The 18512-nt window shown below is 69.8% G+C and carries 14 protein-coding genes and 1 pseudogene; 12 read left to right on the forward strand and 3 right to left on the reverse strand.

Going from position 1 to position 18512, the window contains the following annotated elements:
• Positions 1-62 precede the first annotated feature (62 nt).
• The 3 genes from OEIGOIKO_RS29110 to OEIGOIKO_RS29120 all read left to right on the forward strand — a co-directional run bounded on the left by OEIGOIKO_RS29110 (position 63) and on the right by OEIGOIKO_RS29120 (position 2832).
• A complete protein-coding gene (locus OEIGOIKO_RS29110; protein WP_125056523.1) occupies positions 63-1667 on the forward strand; it encodes an MFS transporter in 1605 nt (534 codons plus the stop codon).
• Between the two features lie 361 nt (positions 1668-2028).
• Positions 2029-2433, forward strand: a complete 405-nt coding sequence (locus OEIGOIKO_RS29115) for a peptidase inhibitor family I36 protein (RefSeq protein WP_125056524.1) — start codon at positions 2029-2031, stop codon at positions 2431-2433.
• Between the two features lie 69 nt (positions 2434-2502).
• The gene (locus OEIGOIKO_RS29120; protein ID WP_125056525.1) at positions 2503-2832 is read left to right on the forward strand and encodes a small hydrophobic protein; all 330 of its coding nucleotides are present in this window, start codon (positions 2503-2505) and stop codon (positions 2830-2832) included.
• A gap of 146 nt (positions 2833-2978) precedes the next feature.
• Here OEIGOIKO_RS29120 and aceE read toward each other — a convergent pair whose 3' ends face one another.
• Positions 2979-5711 carry a pyruvate dehydrogenase (acetyl-transferring), homodimeric type gene (gene aceE, locus OEIGOIKO_RS29125; RefSeq protein ID WP_125056526.1) on the reverse strand — a complete coding sequence of 911 codons (2733 nt, stop codon included), beginning with the start codon at positions 5709-5711 and terminating at the stop codon, positions 2979-2981.
• Positions 5712-6181: 470 nt separating this feature from the next.
• Between aceE and OEIGOIKO_RS29130 the strand changes: the two genes are divergently transcribed.
• From OEIGOIKO_RS29130 to OEIGOIKO_RS29155, 6 genes are all read left to right on the forward strand, one after another.
• The gene (locus OEIGOIKO_RS29130; protein ID WP_125056527.1) at positions 6182-6622 is read left to right on the forward strand and encodes a DUF3052 domain-containing protein; all 441 of its coding nucleotides are present in this window, start codon (positions 6182-6184) and stop codon (positions 6620-6622) included.
• A 206-nt stretch (positions 6623-6828) separates the two neighbouring features.
• Entirely contained in the window at positions 6829-7287 is a 459-nt protein-coding gene (locus OEIGOIKO_RS29135) for a peroxiredoxin (RefSeq protein WP_031003511.1), read from the forward strand.
• A 156-nt stretch (positions 7288-7443) separates the two neighbouring features.
• Positions 7444-8019, forward strand: coding sequence for a TerD family protein (locus OEIGOIKO_RS29140; RefSeq protein WP_125056528.1), 576 nt, complete (start codon positions 7444-7446; stop codon positions 8017-8019).
• 260 nt (positions 8020-8279) lie between these two features.
• Positions 8280-8855, forward strand: coding sequence for a TerD family protein (locus OEIGOIKO_RS29145; protein WP_030023140.1), 576 nt, complete (start codon positions 8280-8282; stop codon positions 8853-8855).
• 54 nt (positions 8856-8909) lie between these two features.
• On the forward strand, positions 8910-10094 hold the full coding sequence (locus OEIGOIKO_RS29150) for a DUF475 domain-containing protein (RefSeq protein WP_125056529.1): 1185 nt from the start codon (positions 8910-8912) through the stop codon (positions 10092-10094).
• A 194-nt stretch (positions 10095-10288) separates the two neighbouring features.
• Positions 10289-11026: a TerD family protein gene (locus OEIGOIKO_RS29155; RefSeq protein WP_125056530.1), complete on the forward strand. Its 738-nt coding sequence runs from the start codon at positions 10289-10291 to the stop codon at positions 11024-11026.
• A gap of 668 nt (positions 11027-11694) precedes the next feature.
• On the opposite strand, the gene OEIGOIKO_RS29160 is transcribed toward OEIGOIKO_RS29155, so the two are convergent.
• Positions 11695-12978, reverse strand: a complete 1284-nt coding sequence (locus OEIGOIKO_RS29160) for a TerD family protein (protein ID WP_125056531.1) — start codon at positions 12976-12978, stop codon at positions 11695-11697.
• Between the two features lie 219 nt (positions 12979-13197).
• Here OEIGOIKO_RS29160 and OEIGOIKO_RS29165 point away from each other — a divergent pair, with 219 nt between their 5' ends.
• The 3 genes and pseudogenes from OEIGOIKO_RS29165 to OEIGOIKO_RS29175 all read left to right on the forward strand — a co-directional run bounded on the left by OEIGOIKO_RS29165 (position 13198) and on the right by OEIGOIKO_RS29175 (position 17891).
• Positions 13198-14370 (forward strand): HpcH/HpaI aldolase/citrate lyase family protein, encoded by a 1173-nt coding sequence (locus OEIGOIKO_RS29165; protein ID WP_125056532.1) that lies wholly within the window; start codon positions 13198-13200, stop codon positions 14368-14370.
• A gap of 69 nt (positions 14371-14439) precedes the next feature.
• Positions 14440-17073 (forward strand): annotated as a pseudogene (locus OEIGOIKO_RS29170) (phosphoribosyltransferase).
• Positions 17070-17891 carry an HAD family hydrolase gene (locus tag OEIGOIKO_RS29175; protein WP_125056533.1) on the forward strand — a complete coding sequence of 274 codons (822 nt, stop codon included), beginning with the start codon at positions 17070-17072 and terminating at the stop codon, positions 17889-17891. Before OEIGOIKO_RS29170 ends, OEIGOIKO_RS29175 begins: the two are co-directional and overlap by 4 nt.
• Here OEIGOIKO_RS29175 and OEIGOIKO_RS29180 read toward each other — a convergent pair.
• Positions 17854-18483, reverse strand: coding sequence for a DedA family protein (locus OEIGOIKO_RS29180; protein ID WP_125056534.1), 630 nt, complete (start codon positions 18481-18483; stop codon positions 17854-17856). The genes OEIGOIKO_RS29175 and OEIGOIKO_RS29180 overlap by 38 nt on opposite strands.
• Positions 18484-18512: the final 29 nt, after the last annotated feature.

The following is an 18512-nucleotide window of genomic DNA, read 5'->3' on the forward strand; positions in this document are numbered from 1 at the left end:
TGACAGTTACCGACTGATGAATTACTTTGTCAACTGTCAGTGGCTGACATTAGCCTCGGGGAATGAGCTCTAAGACCCCGGTTGCCCAAGCCGCGCCGGACCTTTCCGTACCGGAGCCTCGCAAGGGACTCCGGGGCCATCCGTGGCTGACCCTGTTCTCCGTCGCGATCGGCGTGATGATGGTGGCCCTCGACGGCACCATCGTCGCCATCGCCAACCCGGCCATCCAGGCGGACCTGAAGGCGTCGCTCGCCGACGTCCAGTGGATCACCAACGGCTATCTGCTGGCCCTCGCGGTCTCGCTGATCACGGCCGGCAAGCTCGGTGACCGCTTCGGCCACCGGCAGACGTTCCTCATAGGCGTGGTGGGCTTCGCGCTCGCCTCCGGAGCCATCGGTCTGTCCGGCGAGGTCTCGCTGGTCATCACCTTCCGCGTGCTGCAGGGCATCTTCGGCGCGCTGCTGATGCCCGCCGCCCTCGGACTGCTGCGCGCGTCCTTCCCGGCCGAGAAGCTCAACATGGCCATCGGCATCTGGGGCATGGTCATCGGCGCCTCCACCGCCGGCGGCCCGATCGTCGGCGGTCTGCTCGTCGAGCACGTGAACTGGCAGTCGGTGTTCTTCATCAATGTGCCGGTCGGCGTCCTCGCCCTGGTGCTGGGCCTGGTGATCCTCAAGGACCACCGCGCCGTGAACGCCCCGCGCTCCTTCGACATCCCCGGCATCGTGCTGCTCTCCGGTGCCATGTTCTGCCTCATCTGGGCCCTGATCAAGGCCGGTGAGTGGGGCTGGGGCGACGCGAAGACGCTGGGCTTCCTGGCCGCCGCGGTCGTCGTCTTCGCCGCCTTCGCGGTCCTGGAGACCAAGGTCCGCGAGCCGCTGATCCCGCTGCGGATGTTCCGTTCCGTACCGCTGACGGCCGGCACGATCCTGATGGTGCTGATGGCCTTCGCCTTCATGGGCGGCCTCTTCTTCGTCACCTTCTACCTGCAGAACGTGCACGGCCTGAGCCCCGTCGACAGCGGTCTGCACCTGCTGCCGCTGACCGCGATGATGATCGTCGGCTCGCCGGCCGCGGGCGCGCTGATCACCAAGTTCGGCCCCCGCGTCCCGCTCGTCGGCGGCATGGTCTTCACCGCCGTCGCCATGTTCGGCATGACCACCCTGTCCACCAGCACGGGCACGCTGACGATGTCCCTGTGGTTCGCGCTGCTGGGCCTGGGCCTCGCGCCGGTCATGGTCGGCGCCACCGAGGTCATCGTCGGCAACGCGCCGCTGGAGCTGTCCGGTGTGGCGGGCGGCCTCCAGCAGGCCGCCATGCAGGTCGGCGGCAGCCTCGGTACGGCGGTGCTCGGCGCGGTGATGTCCAGCAAGGTCAGCTCGGACTTCGCGGGCAACTGGACCGAGGCGGGCCTGCCGGGCGCCCCGGACCCGGCGCTCAAGGCCGCCGCCGAGGTCGGCGCGGTGCCGCCGCAGGTGGCCCAGGCCCCGGGCATGACGCCGCAGATCGTCGACCGGATCAGCACCGCCGTGCACGACACCTTCGTGTCGGGCATGGGCCTGGCCTTCACCGTCGCCTGTGCCGTGGCGGTCGTCGCGGCCGTCGTCGCGCTGTTCACCAAGCGCGGCGCCAACGCGGAGGCGGGCGCGGGCGTCGGACACATCTGACGTCCGGCGTCCGGCCGTCCGCCGGAATGCCGGATCGCGTTGACGCGCGGCCGGCCGGAGCTTCCCGCTCCGGCCGGCCGCGCGTTTCGTTTCTCCACAGGCGTGCCGTCCCCCGTACGGGCCTGCGGCTTACCGCACTCCGGTGTACGCCGTCCGGCCGTACGGCGGTGAAGCAGCGTCAACGGCGCGCCGCCGGGCGCCCGTTGAAGGCCCCGGCAGCGGCGCATCGCCTATCAGGGTGGGACGCCCGGCGCGGGCTTGGCTCCGGCACCCACACCCGGCCAAGCTCGGATCACCGGCCCGCGGCGGACCACCGCCCGCCGCGGCAGACCACTTCGTACTCCACGGGGGAGTGATGCACATGCGTACGATCCACGCTGTCGCCCTGCTGACCGGAGCAGCCGCGCTGGCCGCCGCCCACCTCGGCGTCCCGACCGCGCACGGAGTGCCGCAGCAACGGTCCCGGGCACACCCGGGACCGGCCGCGGGCGACTGCGCCACCGGCCAGTTCTGCGTCTGGCCGGGCCGCGGCTTCGGCGGCGAGCGGCAGACCTACGAACTGTCCGGCACCGACATCGAAAGCTGTGTCACGCTGCCCGCCGGAACCCGCGGCGTCTCGTTCGCCAACCGCACCGGCCGGCCCGTCACCACGTACCAGAGCGCCGAGTGCGCGGAGACCGGGGAGTACGACACCTACCCGGGCGGCGGCAGCTGGGTGCCCGAATCCCCTTACCAGGTCAGGGCGTTCAAAATCTGGGAGAGCTGACCGGGGGAGTGGGCAGCGCGACGCGGGGTACCCGGAGCCCGAGCCCGAACCACGCGACCCTCGGGAGGGATGATGGCGGGCCTCGGACAGCACAGCCGCACCCGATGGCGGACCCACCTGCGGAGCAACCCCCGCTCACGAGGCCGGACGGGGCCTCGGACCGGGCCGGACCGCGCGACGCTGGGCGTGATCGGACTGATCTGCGCGGTCGCCGGATTCTTCATCCTGAGCATCGTGCTCGGGCCGGTGTCCGTGCTCCTCGGCTGGCTCGCGATGGGCCGCCGGTGGAACAGCGGGAGCCCTGCGCTCCCGGCGCTGGTGGCTGTCGTCCTCGGTGTGATCGACACGATATTCGCGATCATCAGGATCACCACCACGGCCGTCGGAGCGCCGTTCTGAGCGGACCTGGCGGCAGCCGTACGTGATCATGTGCCCGCCCCCGGAGCCACCGACGGGCCGGGCCACCGGTGACAGCGGCACGAGGCGCCCCCGGCCGGAGAGATCCGGCCGGGGGCGCCTCGCTGTGTCAGCTGTCCAGCGGGCGACTACGCGTCGCCGCCCGCCTCGCCGGCCTCCGCGGCCGCGACGTCCAGCAGCTGGTAACGGTCGATCGCCTGCTTCAGCAGCGAACGGTCGACCTTGCCCTCCTTGGCCAGCTCGGTGAGCACGCCGAGGACGATCGACTGCGCGTCGATGTGGAAGAAGCGGCGGGCCGCGCCACGCGTGTCCGCGAAGCCGAAGCCGTCGGCGCCCAGCGACTGGTAGGTGCCGGGCACCCAGCGCGCGATCTGGTCGGGAACGGCACGCATCCAGTCGGAGACGGCCACCTTCGGACCCTCGGCGTCGGCGAGCTTCCGCGTCACGAACGGGACGCGCTGCTCCTCCTCCGGGTGGAGCAGGTTGTGCTCCTCGGCCTCCACCGCGTCGCGGCGCAGCTCGTTCCAGGAGGTCGCCGACCAGACGTCCGCCTTGACGTTCCACTCGTCGGCCAGGATCCGCTGGGCCTCGATGGCCCACGGCACGGCCACGCCGGAGGCGAGGATCTGGGCCGCGTGCTCGCCCTTGTCGCCCTGGTTGACGCGGTACAGGCCCTTGAGGATGCCCTCCACGTCCACGTCCGCCGGCTCGGCCGGGTGCTGGATCGGCTCGTTGTAGACGGTGAGGTAGTAGAAGATGTCCTCACTGTTCTCGCCGTACATCCGGCGCAGACCGTCCTTGACGATGTGCGCGATCTCGTACCCGTACGCCGGGTCGTAGGCGACACACGCCGGGTTGGTCGAGGCGAGCAGCTGGGAGTGGCCGTCCGCGTGCTGCAGGCCCTCACCGGTCAGGGTCGTACGGCCGGCGGTCGCACCTAGCACGAAGCCGCGCGCGAGCTGGTCGGCCATCTGCCAGAACTGGTCACCGGTGCGCTGGAACCCGAACATCGAGTAGAAGACGTAGATCGGGATCAGCGGCTCGCCGTGCGTGGCGTAGGCGGAGCCCGCCGCGATCAGCGAGGCGGTGCAGCCGGCCTCGGAGATGCCGTCGTGCAGCATCTGGCCGGTCGGCGACTCCTTGTAGGCGAGCAGCAGTTCGCGGTCGACCGACTCGTAGATCTGGCCCAGCGGGTTGTAGATCTTCGCGGACGGGAAGAACGCGTCCATACCGAAGGTGCGGTACTCGTCCGGCGCGATCGGCACGAAACGCTTGCCGATCTCCTTGTCCCGCATGAGGTCCTTCAGGACCCGCACGAACGCCATGGTCGTGGCGATCTTCTGCTGGCCGGAGCCCTTCTTCGCCCCCGCGTAGGCCTTCTCGTCCGGCAGCGGCAGCGGCTTCGCGCGCACGATACGCGTCGGGACGTACCCGCCGTTCGCCTTGCGGCGGTCGTGCATGTACTGGATCTCTTCGGAGTCGCGGCCCGGGTGGTAGTACGGCGGGTTGCCGTCCTCCAGCTCCTTGTCCGAGATCGGCAGGTGCAGCCGGTCACGGAAGCGCTTGAGGTCCTCGGCCGTCAGCTTCTTCATCTGGTGGGTCGCGTTGCGGCCCTCGAAGTTCGGACCGAGGGTCCAGCCCTTGACGGTCTGCGCGAGGATCACCGTCGGCTGGCCCTTGTGGGCCTTGGCCGCCGCGTACGCCGCGTAGATCTTCTTGTGGTCGTGACCGCCGCGGCCCAGGTGCTGGATCTGCTGGTCGGTCATGTTCTCGACCATCGCGCGCAGGCGGTGGTCGTCACCGAAGAAGTGCTCGCGGATGTACGCACCGGTCTCGGTCGCGTACGTCTGGAACTGGCCGTCCGGGGTCGTGTTCAGCTTGTTGACCAGGATGCCGTCGCGGTCCTGGGCCAGCAGCGGGTCCCAGCTCCGGTCCCACACCAGCTTGATCACGTTCCAGCCGGCGCCGCGGAACTGCGACTCCAGCTCCTGCATGATCTTGCCGTTGCCGCGGACCGGGCCGTCCAGGCGCTGCAGGTTGCAGTTGACCACGAAGGTCAGGTTGTCCAGGCCCTCACGCGCCGCGAGGGACAGCTGGCCGAGCGACTCCGGCTCGTCCATCTCGCCGTCGCCGAGGTAGGCCCACACGTGCGAGTCGGAGGTGTCGGCGATGCCGCGCGCCTCCATGTAGCGGTTCATCCGGGCCTGGTAGATCGCGCCGAGCGGGCCGAGGCCCATCGAGACGGTCGGGAACTCCCAGAAGTCCGGCATCAGCCGCGGGTGCGGGTAGCTGGACAGGCCGTCGGGGAACTTCGACTTCTCCTGGCGGAAGGCGTCGAGCTGCTTCTCGGTGAGCCGGTCCAGGAGGTACGCACGGGCGTACACGCCGGGCGAGGCGTGGCCCTGGAAGAAGATCTGGTCGCCGCCCTTGCCGTCGTCCTTGCCCCGGAAGAAGTGGTTGAAGCCCACGTCGTACAGGGAGGCGGAGGACGCGAAGGTGGCGATGTGGCCGCCGACGCCGATACCGGGGCGCTGGGCCCGCGACACCATGACCGCGGCGTTCCACCGGGTCGCGTTCAGGATCTTGCGCTCGATCTCCTCGTTTCCGGGGAAGAACGGCTCGTCCTTGGTCGCGATGGTGTTGACGTAATCCGTGCTGCGCATCTCGGGCACGGCCACGCGCTTCTCGCGGGCCCGCTCGATCAGGCGGAGCATGAGGTAGCGGGCACGTTCCCGGCCTCGCTCATCGACGGCTGCGTCGAGCGAGTCGAGCCATTCCTGGGTCTCTTCGGGATCGAAGTCCGGGACCTGGCTGGGAAGGCCGCCAATGATGATCGGGTTGCGATCGGATCCGGAAGCCACGCTGTTCCTTCGCTGTTCGGTCTTGCTCTGCTTTGGTGTCGCGCCGTCTTCCATCGTGTACCGGCTCACCGGGATACGTCATCTCTACCGGTGGGTAACCACCCCCTAAGAGACGGGCGCTCGCAGGCCGGTTTTTGAGGTCGGCCAAATCGCAACCATACGCCCACGCCGGAACCGGTCGCCGTACGGTCGTGCGAACCCCGAGAAGAGGTGCGGACGCCGAGTGGCGACCCCCAAAGAGCCCAGTCCCCTACCAAAACGTAATAAAGGTGATAAAGAGGTGTGGGGTGAATCACTTCCCGCCCGGTGTGCGGGGTCGCAGTTGCGGCGAGACGGCGGTAAACGTCACCGTTTCGACGGTCTCGGACGCCGGGTACTTGCGCGATCCGCCCGGCCCGTGTGGACTACGCCCAATGCCCCGCGCACGCGTGGGTGCAAGCCATTTACCGAAACATGACAGGAGGCAATCCGTGAGCGCGACCGCGGACCACGCGGAGGAGCGGACCAACCCGGCCATCAAGCTGGGGTTCGAGCCCGGACAGGTGGTCCAGGAGATCGGCTACGACGACGACGTCGAGCAGGAGCTCCGCGAAGCCATTGAGGCCGTGATCGGCCAGGAGATCGTTGACGAGGACTACGACGACGTCGCCGACGTCGTCGTGCTGTGGTTCCGCGATGACGACGGCGACCTCACGGACGCGCTGGTGGACGCCATCGGTCTGATCGACGAGGGCGGCGAGATCTGGCTGATGACGCCCAAGACCGGCCGCGACGGGTACGTCGAGCCGAGCGACATCAACGAAGCCGCGCAGACCGCGGGCCTGTCCCAGACCAGGAGCATCAACGCGGGCAAGGACTGGAGCGGCAGCCGCCTGGTCACCCCCAAGAGTGCCAAGTCGGGCAAGCGCTGAGCTGCGCCCCCACGTTCCGTACCGAGCCCTCTGCCGGATGATCCGGTGGGGGGCTCGGCGTGTGCGCCCCGGCGCGTAGGGTTGGCCGCAACCTGTTGGAATCCGCCGGAGCGGCCGCTGCCGGCGGTGCCCCGCGCCGCACGCCGGTGACGGCGCGGGCACGGCAAAGGCGTCCGCGCACGGTGTCTGCGAAGGGAACGGTCCCCATGGCGATCGAGGTCGGCTCGAAGGCTCCGGAGTTCGAGCTGAAGAACCAGCACGGAGAGCTGATCAAGCTCTCCGACTTCCGCGGCGAGAAGGCCGTCGTCCTCCTCTTCTACCCCTTCGCCTTCACCGGCGTGTGCACCGGCGAGCTGTGCGCCCTGCGCGACGAGCTGCCGAAGTTCGTCAACGACGACGTGCAGCTGCTGGCCGTCTCCAACGACTCGCCCTTCGCGCTGCGCGTCTTCGCCGAGCAGGAGGGCCTGGAGTACCCGCTGCTGTCGGACTTCTGGCCGCACGGCGAGGCCTCGCGGGCGTACGGCGTCTTCGACGAGGAGAAGGGCTGCGCGGTGCGCGGGACCTTCATCATCGACAAGGAGGGCGTGGTGCGCTGGACGGTCGTCAACGGCCTGCCCGACGCCCGTGACCTCAACGACTACCTCAAGGCGCTCGGCACTCTCTGATCCCGCCGTGACCGGCTCCCGCCGCGACATCGGCGCGGTGTCCGTACCGCTACCTGTAATCGGTGGGAACCGGTCACTAGGATCAAATCGTTGATCTGATGCCATGCACGATGGGGGCGCAAAGCAATTCGTACCCCTCGAACCCAGGGAGGACTCGTGGGAGTCAGCCTCAGCAAGGGCGGAAACGTCTCGCTGACGAAGGAAGCCCCCAATCTGACCGCCGTGCTCGTCGGTCTCGGCTGGGACGCCCGTACCACCACCGGTACGGACTTCGACCTGGACGCCAGCGCGCTGCTGACCAACGACCAGGGCAAGGTCGCGAGCGACCAGAACTTCGTGTTCTTCAACAACCTGAAGAGCCCGGACGGCTCGGTCGAGCACACCGGTGACAACACCACCGGTGAGGGCGAGGGCGACGACGAGGCCATCAAGGTGAACCTCGCCGGCGTGCCCGCCGACGTCGCCAAGATCGTGTTCCCGGTGTCCATCTACGACGCCGAGAACCGCCAGCAGAGCTTCGGCCAGGTCCGCAACGCCTACATCCGCGTCGTGAACCAGGCCGACGGCAACGAGCTCGCGCGCTACGACCTGAGCGAGGACGCCTCGACCGAGACCGCCATGGTCTTCGGCGAGCTGTACCGCAACGGCGCGGAGTGGAAGTTCCGGGCCATCGGCCAGGGCTACGCCTCGGGTCTGCGCGGCATCGCGCAGGACTTCGGCGTCAACGTCTGACCCGAGCCATCACCCTTGCGCACCCGGCGTCGTACCCCCTTGCCCGGGGAGTACGGCGCCGGGCGCGCTTGACGCCCGTACGCAGACCGTGCGGTACCCGGCTCCCGGGCGCGCGGCGGACGCGCACCGCCGGAGTCCAGGTGAGCGCCGTAAAGATGGCGTATCCGGGGCCGTGTCCGTGCCGTACGGGCCCTGTACGAACCCGTATGAAAGCCGTGGGCAACCGCGGCACTACCGTCACCGGGGAGGATGCGAACACCATGGGCGTCACGCTCGCAAAGGGAGGCAACGTCTCCCTCTCCAAGGCCGCTCCGAATCTCACGCAGGTCATGGTCGGCCTCGGCTGGGACGCGCGCTCGACCACGGGAGCGCCGTTCGACCTGGATGCCAGCGCACTGCTGTGCAGGTCGGGGCGGGTGCTCGGCGACGAGTACTTCGTCTTTTACAACAACCTCAAGAGTCCGGACGGCTCGGTCGAGCACACGGGCGACAATCTCACCGGTGAGGGTGAAGGGGACGACGAGTCGATCCTCGTGGACCTCAGCACGGTCCCCGAAGAGGTCGACAAGATCGTTTTTCCCGTCTCGATCCATGAGGCGGATGTCCGCGGCCAGAGCTTCGGCCAGGTCAGCAATGCATTCATCCGGGTGGTCAACCAGGCGGACGGCAGCGAGCTGGCGCGCTACGACCTCAGCGAGGACGCCTCCAGCGAAACCGCGATGATCTTCGGTGAGGTCTACCGGTACAGCGGTGAATGGAAGTTCCGCGCGGTGGGCCAGGGGTACGCGTCGGGGCTGCGAGGCATCGCTCTAGACTTCGGGGTCAACGTTTCGTAAAGCGCCGCGCACTGCGCGCGGGGGACCCCATACAGCGAGGGATTGGGTTAGGCAGTGCTCCTGAGAACCTTTGGCTGGTCGTTCGCCGTCACGGCGGCCGGCCTGGCCTTGGCCGGCGTCCTCTGGGGGTGGCAGGGGCTAGCGATCGTCGGCATCCTGTCGATCCTGGAGATTTCGGTCTCGTTCGACAATGCGGTCATCAACGCCGGAATCCTGCGCAAGATGAACGCCTTCTGGCAGAAAATCTTTCTGACCGTCGGCATTCTCATCGCCGTCTTCGGCATGCGTCTGGTCTTCCCGGTCGTCATCGTCGCGGTCACCGCGAAGATCGGACCGATCGAGGCCGTCAATCTGGCGATCAACGACAAGGCGCAGTACGAGCACCTGGTCACGGGGGCCCACCCGGCCATCGCGGCCTTCGGTGGCATGTTCCTCCTCATGATCTTCCTCGACTTCATCTTCGAGGAGCGCGAGCACAAGTGGCTGGGCTGGCTCGAACGCCCGCTGGCCAAAATGGGCAAGCTGGACATGCTGTCCGTCATCGTCGCGCTGGTCGTGCTGCTCGTCGTCGCCATGACGGTGGCCACCGACGTCGCGCACGGCGGGGGTGACAAGAGCGCGACGGTCCTCCTGTCCGGAGTCGCCGGCCTGCTCACGTACCTGGTCGTGGGCGGTGTCTCCGGCTACTTCGAGGACAAACTGGAGGAGGCCGAGGAAGCACAGGAGGCCGAGGACGCCGGGAACGGCTCCGCGGCGAAGCCTGCGGCGGCGGCCCAGGAAGCCGGCCAGAACGGCGCCGCGTCCAAGCGCGGCTCCGTCTCGGGCGTGGGACTCGCGGGCAAGGCCGCGTTCTTCCTGTTCCTCTACCTGGAGGTCATCGACGCGTCGTTCTCCTTCGACGGCGTCATCGGCGCCTTCGCGATCACCAACGACATCTTCGAGATGGCGCTGGGTCTGGGCATCGGCGCGATGTACATCCGTTCGCTGACGGTCTTCCTGGTCCGCAAGGGAACCCTGGACGACTACGTCTACCTGGAGCACGGCGCGCACTACGCCATCGGCGCGCTGGCCGTCATCCTGCTCGCCACGATCAAGTACGAGATCAACGAGGTCATCACCGGTCTGGTCGGAATCGTCCTGATCGCGCTGTCCTTCTGGTCGTCCGTGCGCAAGAACCGGCAGGACGGCAAGTCAGGGGAAGATTCCGCGGCAAAGCCGGAAGTCGCCTCCGGAGTGTGACGCGGGTCTGATTGAGGAACGCTCTCAGCGGGGCGGCCATGGAGTGCTCACTCCATGGCCGCCCCGCGGCCGTACCGGGCCGCGGGGCGGCCGGGACATCCCGGGAGAACCGGTACAGCCGCGGCACGCAGCAGTCGGGTCGCCGAGCCATCCGGGCGGGCGGCCTCCGGGTCGGATCGATGGGGTGGGGCAAGGTGTCGTTCTTGGACAACTGGCGTCGGGGCGGGGCGCCGAAGTTCGAAGCCGGTGGCGCGTCGTACGTGGTCGAGCTGACCAAACGCAATCCGGTCGTCTCGCTGACGAAGCAGGGCGCGGCCTCCGGGCACCTGCGGGTCAACCTGTCCTGGCAGATGCGCACGACCGACATCGGGATGCGCAGCTCGCAGCGCGGTGGCAGCCTGCTGCGCAATCCGGGCAAGATGTTCAAACCGGAGGTGGTGCAGGCGCAGGGGCCGGCGGTCGTCAAGATCGACCTGGACCTGGCCTGCCTGTACGAGCTCAAGGACGGCACCAAGGGCGTGGTGCAGCCGCTCGGCAACTTCCTGGGCGACATCAACGCCGCGCCGTACGTGAAGCTCAGCGGCGACGACCGGTTCGGCTCGCCCTCCGGCGAAACGCTCTACATCAACCTCGACCACCGCGACGAGATCAAGCGCCTGCTGATCTTCGTCTACATCTATGACGGCACACCGGCCTTCGACCGCACTCACGCCGTCGTGACGCTCTACCCGAGCAGCGGCCCCCGCGTGGAGATCGGCCTCGACGAACGCGCGCCACAGGCCCGCTCCTGCGCCATCTTCATGCTGGAGAACAACAAGGGCGAACTCACCGTCCGCCGCGAGGTGAAGTACGTCTACGGCTTCCAGTCCGAACTGGACCGCCTGTACGGCTGGGGGCTGCAGTGGGGGCGGGGGTACAAGACGAAGGTGTGAGGTGGGGGTTGGGGTGTGGGCTGAGGTCTGCGGGCCGTGGTCTGCGGGCTGCGGGTCGAGAGTCCGTGGGCCTTGGGCTGAGGGGCGTGAGACTGTGGGGCGAGAGTTCGTGGGCTGAGGGCTGAGAGGCTGTGGGCTGAGAGTCCGTGGGCTGCGGGTCAAGAGTCCGAGGGCTGAGGGCCGTGAGCGGAGGCGTGAGTCGGCGCTGAGGGCGTGCTGGGGAGTACGGGGGCGGGTGGGCCGGGTGAGCGGAAACGTTACGGCTGGTGCGGGGGGCTGGCGGGGGCCAGGGCTCGCGATTGTGATTGTGCCCGGCTGGCCCTGTGTTGCCTCGATGGTTCGGCGGGTCGGCGGCTCGGTGGCTCGGCGGCTCGGCAGTCCAGCGGCTCGACGACCCAGCCCGCTAGCCGATCGGCCGTGCACCGGCCGTGCACCGGCCGTGCACCGGCTGTTGACCGGCCGTGGGCCGACCGTGTGGGGCAGGCGCTTGCTTGCGGGCCGGCGCCTGAGCGGCCGCTCCACTCTCCACACCCCGCCGAGCGAGCCCGGGAGGGCACACCGCCGCCCCGGCTGGCCCGAACAAAGCCATCGCCGGGCGCCACACCCCCTTGCGCGGTGACGGGTGAGCGGATGATGGCGAGCGGTGACCCGCTGCCGCCGCCCGCCCGTCAGCGGTGCTGGAACTGCGGCCCCTGCGGCGGGAGGACGAAGTTCGGGTCCAGCCCGGGTCCGGGCGCCGGGCCGGGGCCAGGCGACTGCTGCGGGTAACCGTAGGCCGGAGGCGCCGGGACGGCCGGAGCCAGGGGGCCCGTCGGATACGGCTGGTGCTGAGGCTGATGCTGGTGTTGCTGCGGAGGCTGCGGATAGCCGTACGAGGGCTGCGGCTGCTGCGGCATCGGACCGGGGTACCCGTACGCGGGCTGGGCCGGGGGCTGCGTCGGAGGCGGCGGGATGTTCGGAGCGTGCTGCGGATAGCCGTACCCCCCGCCGGTGGGCTGCGGCGGAGGCGGGAACTCCGCAGCCGGCGCGGCCGCAGCCGCGTGCGGGGCGGTCGCGGGCGGAGCGGTGGGCGGCAACAGCGGAAACGAGTCCGGTTCTGACTGGGCTCCGGAGCCTGGAGCAGGTGCGGGGGCCGGGACCTGGCCTGCGGCGGGGGGTGGGGCCGGTGCCGGCGCCTGGTTCGGGCCAGGGCCCGGACTCGGACTCGGGCTAGGGCTAGGGCTCGGGCTCGGATCGGGAAGGTGCTGTGTCGCGGCCTCAGGGTCGGCGGCGGCCGCCGCCAGTCCCTCCGCCTCGCCGGACCCGGCCCCGGTGCCGGACCCAGATCCGTCAGCCGGTGCGGTGGCGGCCGACGACGCGGCGGCCGCCGAGCCGGCTGACGCACCGGCTTCCTGCGCCGCGGACTCGTCCTCTTCCTCCACCGAGATCCCGAACTCGGTGGCCAGGCCGATCAGCCCGTTCTCGTAGCCCTGCCCGAGCGCACGGAACTTCCACCCGTCTCCGCGCCGGTACAACTCACCGCAGATCAGGGCCGTCTCCTTGCCCGTCTCCGGCACTACGTCGAAGACCGCGACCGGCTCGTCGTCCGACGCGGAGGCGTCATGCAGCAGTACGCGCAGATCCCGTACGTGCGCGAAGGTTCCGCCGTCCGCCGACGCGGTGAGCATGACACGGTCCACCGACGCATCGAGTCCGGACAGGTCCGCCTCGATGGTGTCCGCCACTGCGTCGGCCAGCTGCATCTTCGGCAGGTGCCGCACCAGGCCGCTGGGGTGCCGTGGCTGGTTGTAGAAGACGAAGTCCGCATCGGAACGCACGCGTCCGTCGGCACCGAGGAGCAGGGCCGAGGCATCGACATCGGGCACCCCCGCGCCGGGGGCCCAGCGCAGTACGGCCCGGACCGCCGTGGTGTCGAGGGGTACGTTGGACCCTTTCAGCATCGCGTGCGTCATGTCCGTAATCCTGCCTTCCCGGAGGTCGGGGGGACAACGCGGGGGCCGTTCCGGCGTGGCCCGCCCGGTGCCCGCGACACCTGGCCGTCGTGTGCGGGTTACGTGCTTTTCACATGGGCGGGAACTTTCCCCTCACGGCCGCACGTACGATTACCGGCCGGATCCAGACAGCGAGTCGCCGCGGGGTGGCCCCGGCCCCGCCTGCTCACGGGGAGTTCTATGCATCACTTTGGGCACCTTGCGCCCGATATCCGGAACGCTTTGTTCCACCAGGAGCCGGCCGAGTTCACCGCCGACTCTCCGCCCGGCATGCTTTCGGTCGCCCTCGGCGCGACGCTCTACAGCCCGGCCACCCGTCCACGGCTCGCCGAGGACATCGTCAAACAGGCCGGACGTGGGGTGGTCTCCATGGTGCTGTGCCTGGAGGACTCCATCAGCGACGCGGACGTGACCGCTGGTGAGGAGAATCTCGTACGGCAGTTCGCGGCCCTCGGCGCGGAGGCCGAAAACGGTACGGCCCTCCCGCTGCTGTTCATCCGGGTGCGTACGGCCGCGCAGATACCCGACCTGGTGCGCCGACTGGGCCGTGACGTGCGTCTGTTGTCCGGATTCGTACTGCCCAAGTTCACCGAGGAGCGAGGCGTCCCGTTCTTGGAGGCGCTGACCGGCGCGGAGGGAGATTGCGGACGGCGGCTGTTCGCCATGCCGGTGCTCGAATCGCCCGACCTGCTCCACTTGGAGAGCCGCGGCGAGACACTGCGGGGCATCGCGCGCACGGTGGACAAGTACCGTGACCGCATCCTGGCCCTGCGTCTCGGCGTCACCGACTTCTGCTCGGCCTACGGCCTGCGCCGGGCCCCCGACATGACCGCGTACGACGTGCAGATCGTCGCCTCCGTGATCGCCGACGTGGTGAACGTCCTCGGCCGGGCGGACGGCACCGGTTTCACGGTCACCGGCCCGGTGTGGGAGTACTTCCGGCTGCACGAGCGGATGTTCAAGCCCCAGCTGCGGCAGAGCCCCTTCCTCGGCCGGGCGGAGGAACTCCGGACGGCTCTGATCGAACACGACATGGACGGCCTGCTGCGCGAGATCGAACTCGACCGTGCGAACGGCCTGCAGGGCAAGACCTGCATCCACCCCTCGCACGTGGCACCGGTGCACGCCCTCTCGGTCGTCAGCCATGAGGAGTTCAGCGACGCCGTCGACATCCTGCGGCCCGAGCGCGGCGCCGGCGGCGTGCTGCGCTCGGCGTACACGAACAAGATGAACGAGATCAAGCCGCACCGTGCCTGGGCCGAACGGACCCTGCTGCGTGCCGAGGCGTTCGGCGTCGCCCGCGAGGGCGTCGGCTTCGTGGAACTGCTGACGGCCAGCCTTCCGCACACCTGAGACGGCGAACGGTTCGAGCCTGGCGGTCACCGCCCCACCGGGCCGACGACGTCCGGGAAGCAACGGACGATGACGACGGCGGAAGAGACGAAGGAGACGGGCACAGTGGTGTGGACGGGAGAGTGGGTCGCCCAGCGGCTCGGTGTCTCGCTGAGCGGCGGGGCGGAGCTGCCCAGGCTGCTCGGGCTGGCGCTGCGGCGCAATCCAAAGCGGGCTCACCTGCTCGTGTCGAACGTGCTCGGCAAGCACGTACCGCAGCGGCCGGACACGGTCCACGGCGCGGGCCTCGGGCTCGGACGCCAGGTCCGTGAACTGCTCGGCGACACCGAGGCGGCGCGCGCCGTCGTCCTGGGTTACGCCGAGACCGCCACCGGACTCGGGCACAGCGTGGCCGACGGGCTGGCCCTCGCGCCCTATCTGCACTCCACACGACGGCCGGTCGCGGGGGTCGAGCAGGCGGGCGGCTTCGAGGAGGAGCACAGCCACGCGACCTCGCACCTGCTGCTCCCGGAGGACCCGGCGCTGCTGGCCGGCGACGGCCCCCTGGTCCTCGTCGACGACGAGTTCTCCACCGGCCGCACGGTTTTGAACACCATCAAGGCGCTGCACTCCCGCTTCCCCCGCGAGCGGTACGTCGTCGTCGCCCTGGTCGACATGCGCTCGGAAGCGGACCGCGGTCACCTGCGGAAGTTCGCCGCGGACCTCGGCGCACGGGTCGACCTCATCGCCCTGGCCACCGGCGGCGTACATCTCCCGCCCGACGCCCTCGAACGTGGCCAAGCCCTCGTGGCCGCCCATCAGGACACGGCGCCCGAGCCCGCGCCGACGCCCGTGAGCCGGGCTTCGGGGGCCGCGGCGGCCGACGCCTGGGAGGGCGGCAGCGCCAGCGGCGGGAGCGGCAGCAGCCGCAGGACCGGGGGCACAACCCCGGACGCGCCCGTGGCTCCGAGCGGCCCGGTGCAGGCCGTACGGATCGACCTCGGCTGGCCGGAGGGCGTGCCGGACGGCGGTCGCCACGGCTTCACCGCGGCCCACCGGTCCCGGCTGGAGACGGCGCTTCCCGGCATGGCGGCCCGGATCGCCGACGGGCTCACCGGCGCCCGCCGGGTGCTGGTCCTCGGCAACGAAGAGCTGATGTACGCGCCGCTGCGTCTCGCCGGAGCCCTCGACGCCCGCACATCGGCCGAGGTGTACTTCTCGACCACCACCCGCTCCCCGGTCCTCGCCGTGGACGACCCGGGCTACGCCATACGGACCCGACTGGCCTTCCCCGCCCACGACCGGCCGACTGACGGTCCGGGGGAGCGGTACGCGTACAACGTCGCGGCCGGCGCGGACCCGCAGCGGCGCTTCGACGCGGTCGTCGCCGTCACCGACTCGCACGGCGACACCCCGGAACTCCACTCTGCCGACGGCCTCCTGAGCCGGCTCGCCGCCCACACCGACCGGCTGCTGCTCGCCGTCATCCCTTCCTACACACCGGCAGACCCACTGCCGCAGACGCCGGAATCCGCCCCGAAGCCCACGCTCCACGCCACGCGACGACAGGTCTGACCGATGCCCCTCCCCGAGCCGCTGCGCGGCCCCGCCTTCTCCTCCTACGCCCCCGACGAGGTCGGCTGGCTGCTCCAGGACCTGTCCTCGATCACCCTCGAAGCGCCGACGGAGGAGCGCGAGGAAGCGATACAGGCAGGTGGCGCCCACTACGCCGAGTCGCTGCCCGTCGAATACCAGCCGAGCGAGCGATACCAGGCGCTGTTCCACAGCGCTCTGGAGACTTCGGCCGACCGTATCGCGCGGGCAGTCGGTGCCGTCACCGAAATGGTGATCGCCGAGCGCTCCGCCCGTCCGGTACTGGTCTCGCTGGCCCGCGCCGGCACCCCGGTGGGCGTTCTGATGCGCCGCTGGGCCCTGCACGCCCACGGACTCGACCTGCCGCACTACGCGGTCTCGATCGTGCGCGGCCGCGGTATCGACACCACCGCACTGCGCTGGCTCGCCGCCCACCACGACCCGGCGGATGTCGTCTTCGTCGACGGATGGACGGGCAAGGGCGCCATCACCCGGGAACTGGCCCAGGCGCTGCGCGACTTCCCCGGCTTCGACCCGCGGATCGCCGTCCTCGCCGACCCCGGCGGTTGTGTGGACACCTACGGCACCCGCGACGACTTCCTCATCCCCTCGGCGTGCCTCAACTCGACCGTGTCCGGCCTCATTTCGCGTACCGTACTCCGCGACGATCTGGTCGGACCCGACGACTTCCACGGCGCCAAGTTCTACCGGGACCTCGCGCCGTCCGACCTGTCGCGCGTGCTCATCGACACCGTCGCGGCGCGGTTCGACGAAGTCGCCGAGCAGGTCGAGATCGACGTGAAGGAACTGGCCGCGGCCGACCGGACACCCACCTGGGCGGGCTGGGCCGCGGTCGAGCGGATCAGCGAGGCGTACGGCATCCACGACGTCAACCTCGTCAAGCCGGGTGTCGGCGAGACCACGCGGGTACTGCTCCGGCGCGTCCCCTGGAAGATTCTTGCCCGGCGCGGCGCCGGAACGGATCTGGATCATGTGCGTCTCCTGGCTGAACAGCGGGGCGTCCCTGTCGAAGAGGTCGACGAGCTCCCCTACACCTGTGTCGGTCTGATTCACCCCCGCTTCACGCGGGGCGCGACGGGTGCGGACGGCAAGGCGGTGACCGCGCCGTGAGCACGATCGTCGCCAGCGACCTGGACCGCACCCTGATCTATTCGGCCGCCGCACTGGACCTGGCCGTATCCGACGCCGAGGCGCCCCGCCTCCTCTGCGTCGAGGTCTACGAGCACAGACCGCTCTCCTACATGACGGAGACGGCGGCGGAGCTGCTTGCCGCTCTCGCCGACGCCACCACGTTCGTCCCCACGACCACGCGCACCCGCGAGCAGTACGGACGCGTCCACCTCCCGGGCCCCGCACCGCAGTTCGCCATCTGCGCGAACGGCGGGCACCTGCTCGTCGACGGCGAGTCCGACCAGGACTGGCAGCGCACCGTCGCCGCCCGGCTGAGCGCGGAGTGCGCAACGCTCGACGAGGTCCGTGCGCACCTGCTGCGGACCGCCGACCCGGCCTGGCTGCTCAAGGAACGCGTGGCCGAGGACCTCTTCGCCTACCTCGTCGTCGAGCGCTCGCTGCTGCCGCAGACCTGGGTCAAGGAACTCGCCGAGTGGGCGGATGCCCTGGGCTGGACCGTCTCGCTCCAGGGACGGAAGGTCTACGCCGTGCCGAAGCCGCTCACCAAGAGCGCCGCCGTCGCCGAAGTCGTCCGCCGGACCGGCGCCTCGCAGATCCTCGCCGCCGGCGACTCGCTGCTGGACGCCGACCTGCTGCTGGCAGCGGACCGCGGATGGCGTCCCGGCCACGGTGAGCTGGCGGACTCCGGGTGGAGCGCTCCCCACGTCACCGCGCTGGACGCGCGCGGGGCCGTGGCGGGCGAGGAGATTCTGCGGGCATTCACCCGCGGCGTCGCTGCCCCCGTCCGCTCTTGCTGAGCCGTACGACGAGGAAGGCCAGGACCGCCAGCACGGCGGCCACCAGCACCACCTTCGAGTACGCGTCCACATAGCCGGTCACCTCTTCCCAGTTCTCGCCGAGCGCGTAGCCGGCGAGAACGAAGATCGCATTCCAGATCAGGCTGCCGAGAGTGGTCAGGACGAGGAAGGCCGGTATCGACATCCGCTCGATACCGGCCGGCACGGATATCAGGCTGCGGAAGATCGGCACCATCCGGCCGAAGAAGACCGCCTTGTTGCCGTGCCGCTGGAACCAGCGCTCCGTCTTCTCGACGTCGGAGACCTTGACCAGCGGCAGCTTGGCCGCGATCGCGAGCATCCGGTCCCGGCCGAGCAGCGCGCCCACGCCGTAAAGAGCAAGGGCCCCGAGGACCGACCCGAGCGTCGTCCACAGCAGAGCGGAGAACAGAGTCATCCGGCCTTGGCCCGCCGCGAAGCCCGCCAGGGGCAGGATCAGCTCGCTGGGCAGGGGCGGGAAGAGGTTCTCGGCGGCGATGGCCAAGCCGGCGCCCGGCGCGCCGAGCGTGTCCATGAGTCCGGTGATCCAGCTGGTTTCAGCTTGTTCGTTCATGCTTCGACGCTAGAAATTCGCGGACGCCG

Source organism: Streptomyces paromomycinus (genome assembly GCF_003865155.1).
Lineage (GTDB): Bacteria > Actinomycetota > Actinomycetes > Streptomycetales > Streptomycetaceae > Streptomyces > Streptomyces chrestomyceticus.

Bases quoted from the DNA above. Each gene is read 5' to 3' on its own strand.
- OEIGOIKO_RS29145 (WP_030023140.1), top strand. From the start codon at position 8,280: ATGGGCGTCACGCTCGCAAAGGGAGGCAACGTCTCCCTCTCCAAGGCC.
- OEIGOIKO_RS29135 (WP_031003511.1), top strand. From the start codon at position 6,829: ATGGCGATCGAGGTCGGCTCGAAGGCTCCGGAGTTCGAGCTGAAGAAC.
- OEIGOIKO_RS29160 (WP_125056531.1), bottom strand. From the start codon at position 12,978: ATGACGCACGCGATGCTGAAAGGGTCCAACGTACCCCTCGACACCACG.
- OEIGOIKO_RS29120 (WP_125056525.1), top strand. From the start codon at position 2,503: ATGATGGCGGGCCTCGGACAGCACAGCCGCACCCGATGGCGGACCCAC.
- OEIGOIKO_RS29110 (WP_125056523.1), top strand. From the start codon at position 63: ATGAGCTCTAAGACCCCGGTTGCCCAAGCCGCGCCGGACCTTTCCGTA.
- OEIGOIKO_RS29180 (WP_125056534.1), bottom strand. From the start codon at position 18,483: ATGAACGAACAAGCTGAAACCAGCTGGATCACCGGACTCATGGACACG.
- OEIGOIKO_RS29115 (WP_125056524.1), top strand. From the start codon at position 2,029: ATGCGTACGATCCACGCTGTCGCCCTGCTGACCGGAGCAGCCGCGCTG.
- OEIGOIKO_RS29165 (WP_125056532.1), top strand. From the start codon at position 13,198: ATGCATCACTTTGGGCACCTTGCGCCCGATATCCGGAACGCTTTGTTC.